Source organism: Comamonas sediminis (assembly GCF_041107495.1).
Classification (GTDB): Bacteria; Pseudomonadota; Gammaproteobacteria; order Burkholderiales; family Burkholderiaceae_C; genus Comamonas; species Comamonas sediminis.
The window spans coordinates 93,006-108,075 of the sequence record NZ_JBGBDC010000011.1; the positions used below are offsets into that span (position 1 = coordinate 93,006).

Sequence of the window (15,070 nt, forward strand, 5' to 3'; positions counted from 1 at the left end):
GGGGAGCCAAGGGGCCGATCAGGCCACGGAAAGATCGACCTGGATATTGCCGCGTGTCGCCTTGGAGTACGGGCAGATCTGGTGCGCCGCCTGCACCACGGCCAGCGCCTGGTCATGCGCCACGCCCGGCACCCTGACGTTCAGCCGCGCCGCCAGCGCAAAGCCCTCGGCGTTTTGCACCAGGTCCACCTCGGCATCGACCGCCAGGTCAGCCGGCAGCTTCACGCCCAGCGGCTGCGCCGCGCGTGCCATCGCCCCCATAAAGCAGGCCGACCAGCCGGCCGCAAACAGCTGCTCGGGGTTGGTGCCCGTGCCTGCCGCGCCAAATTGGGTCAGGCGAATATCCAAATGCCCGTCATCGCTGCGCGATGCGCCGGAGCGGCCGCCAGTGGTGGTTGTGCGGCCGGTGTAGAGAACCTTGTCTTGTGCTGCGCTCATGGTCAAATCCTTTTGGAGGTGTTGTTTTGTCAAACTGACGGAGCGATTGTTCAAGCCCACGGCGCTTTGGCAAAGGGGTTTTCTGACCGAATGTAGCGCTGGGAGAGGCAGTGTACAAAACTATACAAAAGTCTTTGTTCAAGCGCATCGCGTCATGCCTTGTGAGCGATGGCATGGTGTCTGGAGTGTGTGCTGCCGCTAATGAAAAAACTGGCGTTGGTGTGAACGAACGATTACAATCCTGAAATGTTCACCGTCAAGCGCACTGTTGAATTCGATGCCTGGCTCCTTGGCCTGCGTGACACGATGACGCGTATTCGCCTGGCCAAGCGTTTGGACAAGGTCACACGTGGTTTGATGGGCGACTGTAAATCCGTTGGCGCAGGCGTTTATGAAATGCGCGAAGACTTTGGCCCAGGCTGGCGTATGTACTACGTGCAGCGTGGCGATGTGGTGGTAGTCATGCTGGGCGGCGGTGACAAGTCCAGCCAACAAGCGGATATCGCTGCTGCCCAGGCGCTGGCTGCCACTTTGGAGCCGGAAGAGGGTGAGAAGGAGTAGATGATGGTCAAGATTGCAGACCTGCCCAACTTTGACATGGCAGAGCATTTGAAAACGGATGAAGAGGTGGCCGCCTATTTGACCCTGGTGATGGAGGAAGAAGATCCCTCCGAACTTGCGCATGCCCTGGGTGTGATTGCGCGCGCGCGTGGCATGGGCGACATAGCAAGTGCCAGCGGCCTGACCCGAGAGGCGCTGTACAAGGCGCTGCGCCCGGGCAGCCATCCGCGCTTTGACACCATTTGGCGCGTGTGTGCAGCGCTCGGCGTTCGCCTGGTTGCGCAGCCGATCAATCCCTAGGATTTGCTTAACCATTTGGGAGCGGCCGGAAGGCCCGCTACCTCACGAATCTTAAGTGTCTTACAGCGCATGACGCAACTGATCGATCTATGAAGGCGAAAAACTTTGCCGGGCGAGTGCTTAAGGTGAACCATGCAGCGGAGCATGGCGCTGTCAACATCTATGCTGCTCAGATCCTGGTCGCGCGATGGACTGCGCCATCCATCGTTCCAACGCTCCAGACATTCAAGGCGCATGCAGAAGCGCATCGCGCCATCTTCTGGGACGAGCTTCAGCGCAGAGGTATCAGCCGTTGCCGCAGTTACTGGTTGTGCGGACTGGGTGGATTTGCACTGGGCTCGATAACGGCACTTTTTGGATTGCAGGCGATTGCTGCAACGACCGCTGCTGTAGAGCGCGTCGTGCTGGGCCACTTGAAGCATCAGATCCACTTGCTGGAAGGTCAGGATGATGCTGCGGTCGCGGCCATTGCAAAAATCGTGGCCGATGAAGAGCAGCATCTGGAGCAGTCGGTGATGCATCTGGCGCCTGGCCAGTTCTGGCCCAAAGTGTTGACTCCGGTGGTGGCTGCATCGACACAAACCGTCATCTGGTTGGGAATGCGGTTATGAGGGCTTGTTGGAACGCATACGCGCGACGAAGCAATACCAACCACGAAAGAGTCCTCTGACGCCAGCCTGGGTGCGCTGAGGTTATCTCCTTTAACGCCCAAGCACTGACCCTATACATCGCCAATGGGTTGGAGCGCATCAATGCCATAGACGGTGACGGCTTGCCGATCCGGCCGGGCCGGTACCGCTTCATTGAGGAGGACCGGGAGGCTCGGGCAGAGGAGGGGGCCGATAAAACGCCACACCTAAACACTCCCATTCCTGCCGTGCTACAGTTATGCCGCTGCGCCAGTCAAGCGCAGCCGGGATTGGCGTCCTGTCACATTGCTGCGACGCAAGCCGCAGTCTCCTCCGCAGAGTACCTGCGGCTTGTTTGTTCGTGCCCCTTTTATGGCGGCTCGGGCAGGGAGCCGCGAGGCTCGCCGGTTTGCGCAAGCGGTGTCCGGTACGCCAACCTGCTCGAGCTGCCGCCCTGATTGGCGTCCGGGCGGTGGTTTTTGCAAACCACACTGCTTGGAGTCCACCATGGCTCAGTCCTCCCTCGCGCGCATCTCTGCGCCCACTTCCTGCCTGGGCGAAAGCGCCCTTATCCAACTCCATCCCGATGCGCACAACGCGCTGAACATGGTCGTACAGGCGCTGCCTCTATTCCGCAACCTGTCCTGGATTCAGGAGGCGTCATCATGAACAGCAAGCCCCAAGCTGCCCGCGCGGCAGCAAAACCCGCTGCATCTGTGGATACCAGCTCAGATACCTCCAGCCTGGTTACCGCTTATGCCGATGCCATCCAGGCCATCGCTGACCATGGCGACCAGCCTTTGGACATTCACGACATTTGCAGCCACCGCAGGGCCTGCGGCTTTACGGACGACCTGGCGCTGACAGAGTGCGAAGCCCAAGCGATCAACACGCGTTTGTATGGCTTGAGTGCTATATCGGCTCTGCTGATCGGTGCAGATGAAGGCGGGGCGTTCAAGCTGAGCAAGTGGCTGCAAGGTGGGCTGCACAGCGCTTTGTATGCGCTGACCGAGGATGCGCAGGCGGTGTTGCATCGGGCTAATGAGAGGGCTGCTGAGGGGGAGAAAGGAGGCGCAGCGTGAATCGCAGTACTTGCCATGCCTAGGAGCGAGCAGAACGCTATGAATTGCCCCGGGTTTGAGCTGACCCTCATAAGTTGGACGAACTTCAAGGGGGTTTCATGAAGAAGTATGAGACGGAGTTCAAACTGGAAATGGTTCAGAGCTTCTTGGCAGGCGAAGGCGGCGCGAAGCTATTGGCTCGTCGGCGGTCGGTGCCTGAGGATAGAGTCTGCACCTGAGTGAGCCATTCTCGATGTCTTTTCTTAGGTCCGCCAAGACTGTAGGTAACCTAACGAAGAGATGCATGTTGGGTTGCGGAGGTTGACTCTATTACGCGAGGAAGTTGATTTCCTAGATGAACTGCATCGCATTAAACAGTCATTTGCAGAAATAACCAGACTCTTGCAGTAAATCGCATTTCAACAGCCAACTATCGTTCTGGGTCTTGCTATGCGTGTGTGTACTTGTTTAGCGTGCGTTGAGCTGCTGTTTGCATTTCCACACAACTCTTACCAGGTAATAGCGCTTCTTGGTAAGATGTGACGAAGGAGCTACGCGACAACAGCATGAAACTCATTGATAACATCAACGACCTGCTAGGTGACGACCTCAAGAAGTCTATTCACCCCGGCGCTCGGCTCAAAATCGCAGCCTCATGCTTCTCGATTTACGCCTACGAGGCCTTGAAGCGTGAATTGGAATCGGTCGAATCCTTCGAGTTTATTTTCACTTCGCCTTCGTTCATGCCCGACGAGGCAACGGACGCGGCCAAGAAAGAGCGGCGGGAGTTCCACATCCCCAAGCCGCCATCGGACACCAAAACCGAGCGGAGTTTCTATGGTACCGAGTTCGAGGTGCAGCTCAAAAACAAGCTGACCCAGCGCGCCATAGCCCGTGAATGCGCCAACTGGATGCGCCGAAAGGCCACGTTCCGCACCAACAGTGGCAATGCACCCATGCAGCAGTTTGCGGCGGTGCAAGCCACCAGTGCGGTGTGCGACATGCCCAACGCCGTTTACATGCCCTTGCATGGCTTTACTGCTGTTGATTTGGGCTACCAGCCTGGCAACGCCGTATCAAACATCGTCAACAAGTTCGACGAGCCCGCTAACACGGGCGTTTTCCTCAGCTTGTTCGACCAGATTTGGGCCGATCCCGTCAAACTAAACGACGTAACCAGCTTGGTGTGCGAACATATTGCATCGGTGTACCAAGAGAACTCGCCCGAGCGCATCTACTTTCTCATGCTGTACAACATCTTCAACGAGTTCCTGGAGGACCTCAACGAAGACGTGCTGCCCAACGACCGCACGGGCTATCTCGATACATTGGTCTGGCAAAAACTATTTAACTTCCAGCGCGACGCTGCCACCGGCATCATCAACAAGCTCGAAACCTACAACGGCTGTATCTTGGCCGACAGTGTGGGTCTGGGAAAGACATTTACTGCATTAGCTGTGATTAAATATTACGAGCTGCGCAATCGTTCCGTACTAGTGCTGTGCCCCAAGAAGTTAGCCGACAACTGGTTGACTTATAACCGCAATCTCAAGACCAATATCTTCGCAAACGACCGGTTTAACTATGACGTGCTTTGTCATACTGACCTGCAGCGCACCAGCGGTGAATCGTTCGGAACACCACTGAATCGGGTGAATTGGGGTAATTACGACTTAGTGGTCATCGATGAGTCTCATAACTTTCGCAACAATGACGCGTTCAAGGACAAGGAGACACGCTATCAAAAGCTGATGGACTCCGTGATCAAGCAAGGCGTGAAGACTAAGGTGTTGATGCTTTCGGCCACGCCCGTCAACAACCGCTTCAACGATTTGCGTAACCAGTTGGCCCTAGCCTATGAGGGCAATTCGTTGCAGTTGGGTGACAAGCTGCACACCGAGAAAGACGTTGAGGAAATTTTTCGCCGGGCACAAGCTGCATTCAATACCTGGACGAAATTGCCGCCGGAAGAGCGCACCGCAGACGCCATATTGGGTGCATTGGACTTCGACTTCTTTGAGTTGTTGGACAGCGTAACGATTGCACGCTCTCGCAAACACATTGAGACTTTCTACGATACCAAAGACATTGGAACCTTCCCTAAACGCCTTGAACCGCAGTCGTTCCATTGTCCATTGACCCTGCGTCCTGATGTCATTGGCTTCAACGAAATCTTTAATAAGCTTTCGCTTCTGAAACTGGCCGTGTATGCACCTGTGAGTTACATCCTACCCAGCCGCATCAAAAAGTATGAGGACATGTACGACACCGAAGTACCGAGCGGAGCCGGTAAATTCAAACAGGCTGACCGCGAAAAGAGCTTGCAGGCGTTAATGACCGTCAACCTGCTGAAACGCCTAGAAAGTTCAGTTGCGTCATTCCGACTCACGTTGCGGAGTCTGCAAAGCAATCACCAGAAAGCACTTGCCCAGATAACCGCATTCAAGCAAACCGGCCGTGCGAGGCCGTTCACCGACCAGACATCCGAGTTTGAGAATGCCGATTTCGACGAAGAAGAATTGCCAGAGTATGACGACTCTGGCGAGAGCAGCACAGGCGGCAAGGTCAAGATCGAGCTGGCTGACATGGACCTGCCGTCGTGGGAATACGACCTAAGTGCCGACTTGGCGGTGATTGACGGCCTCCTAGCAGAAATGGGTAAAATCACCCCGGCTGACGACACCAAGCTCCAACACCTCAAAGGCGAGATTGAGAAAAAGTTGGCCAACCCCATTAATCCGGGTAACCGCAAGCTGCTAATCTTCACTGCGTTTGCAGACACCGCCAACTACCTGTTCGAAAATCTGGCTGCAGGCCTGTTTCAAGCCCATGGCATTCACGTTGGCAAGGTGACTGGCACCACAGAGCCAAAAACCACCCTGCGGCTGGCCGCAAACCCGCGCCAAGGCATCGACTTCCAGACGATGCTTACCCTTTTTGCGCCACGCGCCAAAGAGAAGGCGCTGACCCTGCCCCACGAACCCGGCGAAATTGATGTGCTGATTGCCACGGACTGCATCTCCGAAGGTCAGAACTTGCAGGACTGCGACACCGTCATTAACTACGACATCCACTGGAACCCCGTTCGCATCATCCAGCGCTTTGGTCGTGTAGACCGCATTGGGTCGCCCAACGCGTGCATTCAACTGGTCAACTACTGGCCCGACATCAGCCTTGACGAATACATCCGCCTTAAAGAGCGGGTGGAGAGCCGCATGATGATTGCCGACGTTACGGCAACTGGCGATGACAACGTTTTGTCCGCGCAGTCCAACGATGTGGCTTATCGGAAAGAGCAATTGCGACGTCTGCAAGAAGAAGTCATCGAGATGGAAGATCTCAAAACTGGGGTGTCCATCACCGACTTGGGGCTAAACGATTTCCGCATGGACCTGCTGAACTACGCCAAAGCCAATGGCGATCTGTCACGCATGCCCAATGGCCTTCATGCTGTGGTGCCTGCCGATACAGAAAAAGGCTTGCACCCCGGCGTGATTTTCACGCTGCGCAACCGGCTGCTCAGTGGCACGGCCGGTGCAGTGGTAAAGCAGAAGAACCGGCTGCATCCCTATTACTTGGTTTACATCGGCATGGACGGCAGCATCATTGCCGACCATACCGAAGTCAAGACGCTGCTAGACCTGGCCCGAAACGCCTGCAAAGGCCGTGACGAGCCAGTGCCCGCCGTATTTGAGCCCTTCAACACAATCACTAACGATGGCCGCGAAATGACGTTGTATTCGGCGCTGCTGGATCAGGCCATCCACTCCATGATTGAACGCCAACATGAACAGGACGTCGACAGCCTGTTCTCGCCGGGCAAGACCAGCGCCTTGGTGCATGAGGTGGCTGGGCTGGAAGACTTCGAGCTGGTCAGCTTCCTTGTGGTGCAGCCTGAATGACCCACCTAGCGACTCAGCCAACGACTGCCCGTGCTCTGTTTGCCTGGCCCGCAAAAGCTGCAGTGTCCCAGTCTGTAGCCAAGGCCAAAATCTACGCGCATGCTAAGCCCACTGTGGCGTTGCGGGCGCTGTTTGTCGCGCAGATCGAGAGCATCACCTGGGCCTACAAGCTGGCCCCAGAAAGCATTAATCTGCCGGCTACGACCGAAGTACCTGAAATAGAGGTGTTTGAAATCGCATTGAAGCAGCCGGGCGTCAGCCGTTCTGTGCTTAGATGCATTGACAAAGCTATCCCGTTTCCCATTCTGTTTGTGCTGCGGCATGATGGAAAAAGCCAACCCATCGCAGCCTACAAACGTCCCAGCGAAGCGGAAAGTGGCCAATGGGTGCTGGGCGACTACCATGCAGCGCCTTGGCAGCCAGACGACCTTCCACCCCACAGCTTGCCCATTGCGCTAAACCTGCAAGGGCTGTACGAGCAGCTGCTGCGCCAACATCTAGTCGTGCCGGCCCGGGCGGGAGAGTCGTTGCGCAACCAGCTAGATCGTCTGGCGCAGCTTAAAGCCAAGCAGGCTGCAGCCGCTAAGCTGGAATCTCGCCTGATGCAGGAAAAACAATTCAACCGCAAAGTTGAAATCAACGCGCAGTTGCGTACCATTCGCAGTGAGCTTCAAGTGCTTGCCTCTTGAGCAGGGTCATCACTTTTGCTATATATTTGATAGCCGTTAGCGCTTGCTGGATAAGCGCATAAAGCCAGTTGTACCATGAATAAACTTAAGATGCACAGCCCCGACCTTACGCAATCCAATGTCGACAAGCTGATGGAGCTTTTTCCGAATTGTCTGACCGAAACCCGTGGGGCCAATGGTGAGATCAGGCGGAGCATCGATTTTGATCAGCTGCGCCAGGAGCTGTCTACGTCCATCGTGGAAGGCCCGCAAGAACGCTACCAACTAAACTGGCCTGGCAAACGCGAGGCGCTGCTGACTGCAAATGCACCGATCGCCAAGACTTTACGCCCTTATCGCGATGAAAGCGTCGACTTCGACACTACTCGAAACCTGTTCATCGAGGGCGACAACCTTGATGCGCTGAAACTGCTGCAAGAGACCTATCTGAACAAGATCAAGCTCATTTACATCGACCCACCGTACAACACTGGCAAGGACTTCATCTATGACGATGATTTCTCGGAAAGAGCCGAAGATTTTTTGCGGCGGTCAAACCAGACAGATGAGAGTGGAAAACGACTTGTGGCGAATACAGAGGCCAACGGGAGGTTTCACTCGGACTGGTTAACGATGATGTATGCGCGGCTCCGATTGGCTTTGAACCTTTTGGCAGACGATGGCGCAATCTTCATAAGTATTGACGACCACGAGTTTCAGAATTTGCGATGCATCTGTGATGAAGTTTTTGGATCTGCCAATTTCATTGCAAGCATCATCTGGCACAAGATGGATAGTCCAAAAAATTCAGCAAGACATCTGAGTGAAGATCATGACTACATCTTGCTCTATGCAAAGAACGCTGAGGTTTGGCGGCCGCGACTGCTCCCTCGGAGCGAGAAGATGATCGATCGATATCAGAACCTGGATAACGATCCCCGTGGACCTTGGTTACTTGGCGACTTGGCTGCTCGAAACTATTACAGCAAGGGCACTTACGGAATTACGACCCCTAGCGGAAAAACTATCGGGGGACCGCCTGCTGGAAGCTATTGGCGCGTATCAAAGGAAAAGTTCGACGAGCTTGCAGCAGACAACCGTATCTGGTGGGGTCAGTCCGGCGACAACAGACCAGGAGTCAAAAAGTTCTTGTCGGAAGTTAAGGAGGGTGTCGTGCCTCAGACTTACTGGTCGTGGAAAGATGTTGGAAGCACACGAAATGCAAAGCAAGAGCTAAGCAAACTGATGGAGGCATCATCCGGAGACGAGCTGTTCGTCACTCCGAAGCCTGTCAAACTAATTGAGCGGATGCTTAGTATCGCAACCGAGCCGAGCGAGGATGCGGTTGTGCTTGACTTCTTTGCGGGGTCCGGTTCGACCGCGCACGCGGTATTGACAAAAAATGCTGCAGACGGAGGAAACAGGCGATGGATTTCAGTTCAGCTTCCAGAGAAGGCGGCCGAGGACAAAACCATCTCTGACCTGAGTCAAGAGCGCATTCGCCGCGCAGGGCAAAGTGTCTTATCTGGGGTTTATCACGAGAACTGGAGTAAAGATGCTGGCTTCCGTGTCCTAAAGATAGACAGCTCCAACATGAAGGAGGTGTTCTACACTCCCGATGCCGTAACCCAGGACTTGCTGTCCGATCAAGTCAACAACATCCGCGAAGACCGCACTTCTGAAGACCTGCTGTTCCAGGTGCTGCTGGACTGGGGGGTCGACCTTGCGCTGCCCATCACACAGGAAACCATTGCGGGTAAGGCGGTGTACTTGGTGGATGGAAACGCGCTGGTTGCGTGCTTTGAAGAAGGGCTCAGCGAAGAGGTCGTCAAACTACTGGCTAAGCGTGAGCCACTTCGCGTGGTGTTCCGCGATGCTGGCTTTGCCAGCGACAGCGTGAAAATCAACGTGGAGCAAATCTTCAAGCTCATGTCGCCCGGCACCGAAGTCAAGTGCATCTGACGGGGCCTGCACACAATGGATTTAAAACCTTTGGGCACAGACTTCTCTGCCTTGGTGCAGGCACTCAGCGCCACACACCAGCAGATGCAATCGCAGGCTGCGCGTTCGGTGGACACCGCCTTGGTGCTGCGCAATTGGCTTTTTGGCTGGCACTTGGTGGAATTTGAGAACGCCTCAGCTAAACGGCAAGAGGTGTATGGCAAGAACCTGGTGGACAAGTTGTCCGCAGCGTTGACCAGCCATGGCATCAAAGGCGTGTCTCCAACCAATCTGCGCTTGTGCCGCAGCTTCTATGAGGCGTTCCAGAAGATTCAACAGACGGCGTCTGTTGAATCTTTGGCCGCTGCTACCTGGCCTCCGGACCTGAACGCGCTGAAAGCCCAACTGAGTTTGGGTTGGTCGCACTATGTGGTTTTGCTCTCGGTGAGCAATTTACAGGCCCGTAGCTTCTACGAGGTGGAAGCGCAGCAAGGGAGTTGGGGCGTGCGTGAGCTGAAGCGGCAGATTGCCAGCGGCTTGTTTGAGCGCCTGGCGTTGAGCCGCAGCAAGGATGAAGTGAGAGCCCTGGCCCAAGTAGGACAGATGCTGGCCAAACCTGCGGATGTGATCAAAAACCCCTATGTGTTGGAGTTTTTGGACTTGCCAGATCACCCTTCCTACTCAGAGCACCAGCTAGAACTGGCCATCATCGACAAGCTGGAGCATTTCTTGTTGGAGCTGGGCAAAGGCTTCCTTTTTGAGGCCCGGCAGAAGCGCTTCACCTTCGACGACAACCACTTCTATGTGGACTTGGTGTTCTACAACCGCCTGCTGCGGTGCTATGTGGTGATCGACCTGAAAATCGGCCAGCTGACACACCAGGACCTGGGTCAGATGCAAATGTACGTGAACTACTTCGACCGGCACGTCAAAACTGCTGAAGAAGCGCCCACCGTGGGCATCTTGCTGTGCTATGACAAGAACGATGCGTTGGTGGAGCTCACCCTGCCCCAGAGCAGCAACATCTACGCCGCGCAGTACCAGTTGTACTTGCCTTCGAAGGAAGAGTTGCGGCAGAAAATTCAAGAAGCTGAGAAGGCTTGGGAGGCAGCGCAATGAAGCTCAAATTTAAGAAACAGGCCTACCAGACCAATGCCGTTGAGGCCGTGGCGGATTGCTTTGCCGGACAGCCCAAGCGCGAAGGGCTGAACTACCGCATTGACCCAGGCCGTGCGGTGGATGCCAGCGGCCAAGTGACAGCGGTATTGGAGTCATCCGGATTTAAAAATGCAGATCTGGCGTTGACTCCCGGGCAGCTGCTGGAAAACATCCACGCGGTGCAACGCAGGCAAAACCTCCCGCAGTCTGCCGCCCTGGTCAAAACCAAGGTGTGTGACATCAATTTGGATGTGGAGATGGAGACTGGCACGGGTAAGACGTATTGCTATGTCAAAACCATGTTCGAGTTGAACGCCCGTTATGGGTGGAGTAAGTTCATTGTGGTGGTGCCCAGCATTGCCATTCGTGAGGGCGTGTTCAAGTCGCTGGAGATCACAGCAGAACATTTCCAGGACGACTACAAGAAGCGCGCCCGCTTTTTCATCTACAACTCCAAACAGCTGCACAACCTGGAAAGTTTTGCGAGCGATGCGGGCATCAATATCCATGGTCATCAATGTGCAAGCATTCAATGCCACGGGAAAGGATGCGCGTCGAATTTATGAGGAACTGGATGACTTCCAGTCCCGCAGGCCCATTGACGTGATCAGTGCTAACCGGCCCATCCTGTTTTTGGATGAGCCGCAGAAAATGGAAGGTGGCAAGACGCTGGACTCGCTGGCAAACTTCAAGCCTTTGGCAGTGCTGCGCTATTCGGCCACGCATAAGACGGCCCATAACAAGATTCACCGGCTGGATGCGCTGGACGCGTACAACCAGAAGTTGGTCAAGAAAATCGCGGTGCGAGGTATATCGGTCAAGGGCCTCACGGGCACCAATGCTTATCTGTACTTGGAGTCGATTGAGGTGTCCACCAGCGCCCCGGTGGCGCGGGTGGAGCTGGAGATCAAGCAGAGCAGCGGGATTAAACGCGTGCTGCGTAAGCTATCGCGCAACGACAATCTGTTCGATCTGTCCAATGGCTTGGAGCAGTACCGGGGTTTCGTGGTGGCCGACATCAACGCGTTGACCAACACCGTGAGCTTTACCAATGGCCACGAGCTGGTAGCAGGCGAAGCTACGGGTGATGTCAGCGAATCCGCATTGCGCCGCATCCAGATTCGTGAGGCCGTCAAGGCCCACTTCGAGAAAGAGCAAGCCCTATTTGCGCAGGGCGTCAAGGTGCTGTCGCTGTTCTTCATTGATGCCGTCAGCAAATACCGTAGCTACGACGAAGCAGGCGAGCGCAATGGCGAGTACGCTCAGATGTTTGAGGAAGAGTACAACCATCAGTTGGCCGAAGTGATGACTTTGGAAGACACTCCCTATAACCGCTATCTCAAAGGTATTTCCACCGGGCGCACGCATGAAGGCTACTTCTCTATTGACAAGAAGAGCAAGCGTATGGTGGACCCAGTGACGGGTAAAAAGTCCACGGAAACCGACGACGTGGATGCGTATGACCTGATTTTGCGCAAGAAGGAACAGCTGCTCAAATTTGAAGAGCCGGTGCGCTTCATCTTCTCTCACTCTGCTTTGCGCGAAGGTTGGGACAATCCCAATGTCTTTGTGATTTGTACGTTGAAGCACAGCGATAACACTATCAGTCGACGGCAGGAGGTGGGGCGCGGGTTGCGCTTATCAGTCAATCAGCATGGTGACCGCATGGACGCCCCCGCCACCGTGCACCAGGTCAACGTGCTGACAGTGGTGGCCAGCGAAAGCTACAAGGACTTCGTAACCGCCTTGCAGCGAGATATGAGCGGAGGTTTGTCGGAGCGCCCACGGGTGGCCGATGCGTCCTACTTCACTGGCAAGGTACTCAAAACGGCGGCTGGCGATGTGGAGGTCACCCCGCAACTGGCCAAGCAGATATACAAGTACCTGCTTAAAAACGACTACATCGACGACAAGGATGGCATTGCGGATGCATACCATGAGGCGAAGAAGCAAGGGACGCTTGCCGCATTGCCGCCTGAGTTGGCAGACCATGCCGAGTCCGTATTTACGCTGATCGACACCGTGTTCAGCGATGCGAAGTTGCCATTGCCGGAGGACGACCGCAAAGCCAAGACCAATCCGCTGAACAGCAATTTTAAGAAAGCCGAGTTCAAGGCGCTATGGAATCGCATCAACCGCAAGGCCGCGTACACGGTGGAATTCGAGACGCCTGAGCTGGTGGCTAAGTGCGTTAAGGCCTTGGAGGCCGAGCTGAAAGTCAGCCCAATGCAGTACACGGTGGTTGCAGGTGAGCAGGCCGACACAGCGACCTTTGACGCCATTCGCCAAGGCGAGTCTTTCAAGGTAACTGAGTCCTCGACTGACTACCACCGTGCATCAGCGCACTCCGCCGTCAAGTACGACCTGATTGGCCACTTGGCTGAAGAGACGCAATTGACGCGTGCCACGGTTGCAAGCATCTTGCAAGGCATTAACAAGGCCGTGTTTAGCCAGTACCGCACCAACCCCGAAGACTTCATGCGCAAGGCCGCGCGCCTTATCAACGAGCAGAAGGCAACGGTGATCGTGGAGCACATCGCCTACGACCCCACGGGTGAAACGCACACCATGAACATCTTCACTCAAGACAAGCAGAAGGAAGATTTCAGCAAGGCGGTGAAGGTCAACCACCACATCTACGACTACGTCTTCACGGACTCAAAAAACGAACGCGACTTTGTGCGCGAGTTGGATGCCAGCACAGAAGTGGTGGTGTATGCCAAGCTGCCGCGCGGATTCTTCATTCCAACGCCGGTGGGCAACTACAACCCGGACTGGGCCATTGCATTCCAGGAGGGGAAGGTCAAGCATGTCTACTTCGTCGCTGAAACCAAGGGGTCGATGTCCAGCATGGACTTGCGAAAAATCGAGGAAAGTAAGATCGAGTGTGCTCGCAAGTTCTTCGAAGCAATCACGTCAGACCAAGTCAAATACGATGTAGTCGACGGGTATGAGAAATTGATGGAGTTAGTCGCGTAAGCGGTGAGAGGTTTGCCCCTGTGGCAATCTCTCACCTCTTAATCAAGGTGTTCACTGAAGGCTTCCAATAAAGTTCAACTATGCGGAGCCATCGAATGACATCATCAGCAGATGATTTAAATTCTCCGGTGATTTTGAAGACATTCAAGCCCAATGTCCGGATTTTCTTGCCAGAACGGCGCGCGACCATGATCGATGGCGACATAGTAGAAAAAGCAAAAACCCCGCTATTTATTAAATAGCGGGGTCTTTCTTTCTTGGTGCCGGAGAGATGAATCGAACACCCGACCTTCTCATTACGAATGAGCTGCTCTACCGACTGAGCTACACCGGCGTTAGAGAGAAATTATAGCGTGAAATTTTGGCTCTCGGACCAAATTGCGGAATTTATGCTTCCAGGTGGTAGCGGGTGATGCGCTCGACCTCGTTCTTCGAGCCCAGGACCACGCTGACGCGCTCGTGCAGCTTGGTGGGTTGGATGTCGAGGATGCGTTCGCGGCCGTTGGTGGCGGCGCCGCCGGCTTGTTCTACCAGCCAGCTCATGGGGTTGGCTTCGTACATCAGGCGCAGCTTGCCGGGCTTGTTGGGTTCGCGCTTGTCCCAGGGGTACATGAAGACGCCGCCACGGGTGAGGATGCGGTGTACGTCGGCGACCATCGAGGCGATCCAGCGCATGTTGAAGTCCTTGTTGCGTGGGCCTTCCACACCGGCCAGGCATTCGTCCACATAGCGCTTGACGGGGGCATCCCAGTGGCGCATGTTGCTCATGTTGATCGCGAATTCTTTGGTGTCTTCAGGAATGCGCACGTTCTCTTGGGTCAGCACAAAGCTGCCTTGCTCGCGGTCCAGTGTGAACATGGCGACGCCGTCGCCAAAGGTCAGCACCAAGGTGGTTTGTGGGCCGTAGACGCAGTAGCCGGCGGCCACTTGCTGGGCGCCTGCCTGCAGGAAGTCGTCTTCGGTCACGCCAGGGTGGCCTTCGGGCTTTTTGAGCACGCTGAAAATGGTGCCGATGGACACGTTCACATCGATGTTGGACGAGCCGTCGAGCGGGTCAAACATCAGCAGGTATTCACCCTGCGGGTAGCGGTTGGGCACCAGGTAGATGCTGTCCATCTCTTCGGAGGCCATGGCGGCCAGGTGGCCACCCCATTCATTGGCTTCGATCAGCACTTCGTTGGCGATGATGTCCAGCTTCTTCTGCACTTCGCCTTGCACGTTCTCGCTACCGGCGGTGCCCAGCACATCGCCCAGCGCGCCTTTGTTGACGCTGTGGCTGATGCGCTTGCAGGCGCGGGCCACCACTTCGATCAGCAGGCGCAGCTGGGCGGGGATGAGGCCGTCTACGCGTTGCTGCTCGACAAGGTAGCGGCTGAGGGTGATGTTTTTCTTCATGGGTGGAACTCCTTCAAACTTGGTCAATCGGGGTCGGC

The 15,070-nt window shown here is 55.3% G+C and carries 14 protein-coding genes and 1 tRNA gene; 12 read left to right on the forward strand and 3 right to left on the reverse strand.

What is annotated here, in order from left to right; all coding sequences use genetic code 11:
* Positions 1–18: 18 nt before the first annotated feature.
* Positions 19–438, reverse strand: a complete 420-nt coding sequence (locus AB7A72_RS21945; protein ID WP_369461165.1) for an Ohr family peroxiredoxin — start codon at positions 436–438, stop codon at positions 19–21.
* 246 nt (positions 439–684) lie between these two features.
* On the opposite strand from AB7A72_RS21945, the gene AB7A72_RS21950 reads away from it, so the two are divergent.
* The 12 genes from AB7A72_RS21950 to AB7A72_RS22005 all read left to right on the forward strand — a co-directional run bounded on the left by AB7A72_RS21950 (position 685) and on the right by AB7A72_RS22005 (position 13,879).
* Positions 685–999 (forward strand): type II toxin-antitoxin system RelE/ParE family toxin, encoded by a 315-nt coding sequence (locus tag AB7A72_RS21950; protein ID WP_369461166.1) that lies wholly within the window; start codon positions 685–687, stop codon positions 997–999.
* Positions 1,000–1,002: 3 nt separating this feature from the next.
* Positions 1,003–1,299 (forward strand): addiction module antidote protein, encoded by a 297-nt coding sequence (locus tag AB7A72_RS21955; protein ID WP_259164108.1) that lies wholly within the window; start codon positions 1,003–1,005, stop codon positions 1,297–1,299.
* Between the two features lie 89 nt (positions 1,300–1,388).
* The gene (locus tag AB7A72_RS21960; RefSeq protein WP_369461167.1) at positions 1,389–1,910 is read left to right on the forward strand and encodes a demethoxyubiquinone hydroxylase family protein; all 522 of its coding nucleotides are present in this window, start codon (positions 1,389–1,391) and stop codon (positions 1,908–1,910) included.
* Between the two features lie 525 nt (positions 1,911–2,435).
* Positions 2,436–2,597, forward strand: a complete 162-nt coding sequence (locus AB7A72_RS21965) for a hypothetical protein (protein ID WP_369461168.1) — start codon at positions 2,436–2,438, stop codon at positions 2,595–2,597.
* The gene (locus AB7A72_RS21970) at positions 2,594–3,010 is read left to right on the forward strand and encodes a hypothetical protein (RefSeq protein ID WP_369461169.1); all 417 of its coding nucleotides are present in this window, start codon (positions 2,594–2,596) and stop codon (positions 3,008–3,010) included. The genes AB7A72_RS21965 and AB7A72_RS21970 overlap by 4 nt, the downstream gene beginning before the upstream one ends.
* Before the next feature lie 545 nt (positions 3,011–3,555).
* A complete protein-coding gene (locus tag AB7A72_RS21975; RefSeq protein WP_369461170.1) occupies positions 3,556–6,891 on the forward strand; it encodes a helicase-related protein in 3,336 nt (1,111 codons plus the stop codon).
* Positions 6,888–7,580, forward strand: a complete 693-nt coding sequence (locus tag AB7A72_RS21980) for a DUF4391 domain-containing protein (protein ID WP_369461171.1) — start codon at positions 6,888–6,890, stop codon at positions 7,578–7,580. Before AB7A72_RS21975 ends, AB7A72_RS21980 begins: the two co-directional genes overlap by 4 nt.
* 75 nt (positions 7,581–7,655) lie before the next feature.
* The gene (locus AB7A72_RS21985) at positions 7,656–9,521 is read left to right on the forward strand and encodes a site-specific DNA-methyltransferase (protein ID WP_369461172.1); all 1,866 of its coding nucleotides are present in this window, start codon (positions 7,656–7,658) and stop codon (positions 9,519–9,521) included.
* 15 nt (positions 9,522–9,536) lie between these two features.
* Entirely contained in the window at positions 9,537–10,619 is a 1,083-nt protein-coding gene (locus AB7A72_RS21990) for a PDDEXK nuclease domain-containing protein (protein WP_369461173.1), read from the forward strand.
* The gene (locus AB7A72_RS21995) at positions 10,616–11,224 is read left to right on the forward strand and encodes a DEAD/DEAH box helicase family protein (RefSeq protein WP_369461174.1); all 609 of its coding nucleotides are present in this window, start codon (positions 10,616–10,618) and stop codon (positions 11,222–11,224) included. Before AB7A72_RS21990 ends, AB7A72_RS21995 begins: the two co-directional genes overlap by 4 nt.
* Positions 11,166–13,637, forward strand: coding sequence for a restriction endonuclease (locus AB7A72_RS22000; protein WP_369461175.1), 2,472 nt, complete (start codon positions 11,166–11,168; stop codon positions 13,635–13,637). Before AB7A72_RS21995 ends, AB7A72_RS22000 begins: the two co-directional genes overlap by 59 nt.
* A 95-nt stretch (positions 13,638–13,732) precedes the next feature.
* Positions 13,733–13,879: a hypothetical protein gene (locus tag AB7A72_RS22005; RefSeq protein WP_369461176.1), complete on the forward strand. Its 147-nt coding sequence runs from the start codon at positions 13,733–13,735 to the stop codon at positions 13,877–13,879.
* Between the two features lie 16 nt (positions 13,880–13,895).
* Here AB7A72_RS22005 and AB7A72_RS22010 read toward each other — a convergent pair.
* Together AB7A72_RS22010 and AB7A72_RS22015 are read right to left on the reverse strand one after the other, a co-directional pair.
* A tRNA-Thr gene (locus tag AB7A72_RS22010) sits at positions 13,896–13,971 on the reverse strand.
* 53 nt (positions 13,972–14,024) lie between these two features.
* The gene (locus AB7A72_RS22015) at positions 14,025–15,032 is read right to left on the reverse strand and encodes a class 1 fructose-bisphosphatase (RefSeq protein ID WP_312835011.1); all 1,008 of its coding nucleotides are present in this window, start codon (positions 15,030–15,032) and stop codon (positions 14,025–14,027) included.
* Positions 15,033–15,070: the final 38 nt, after the last annotated feature.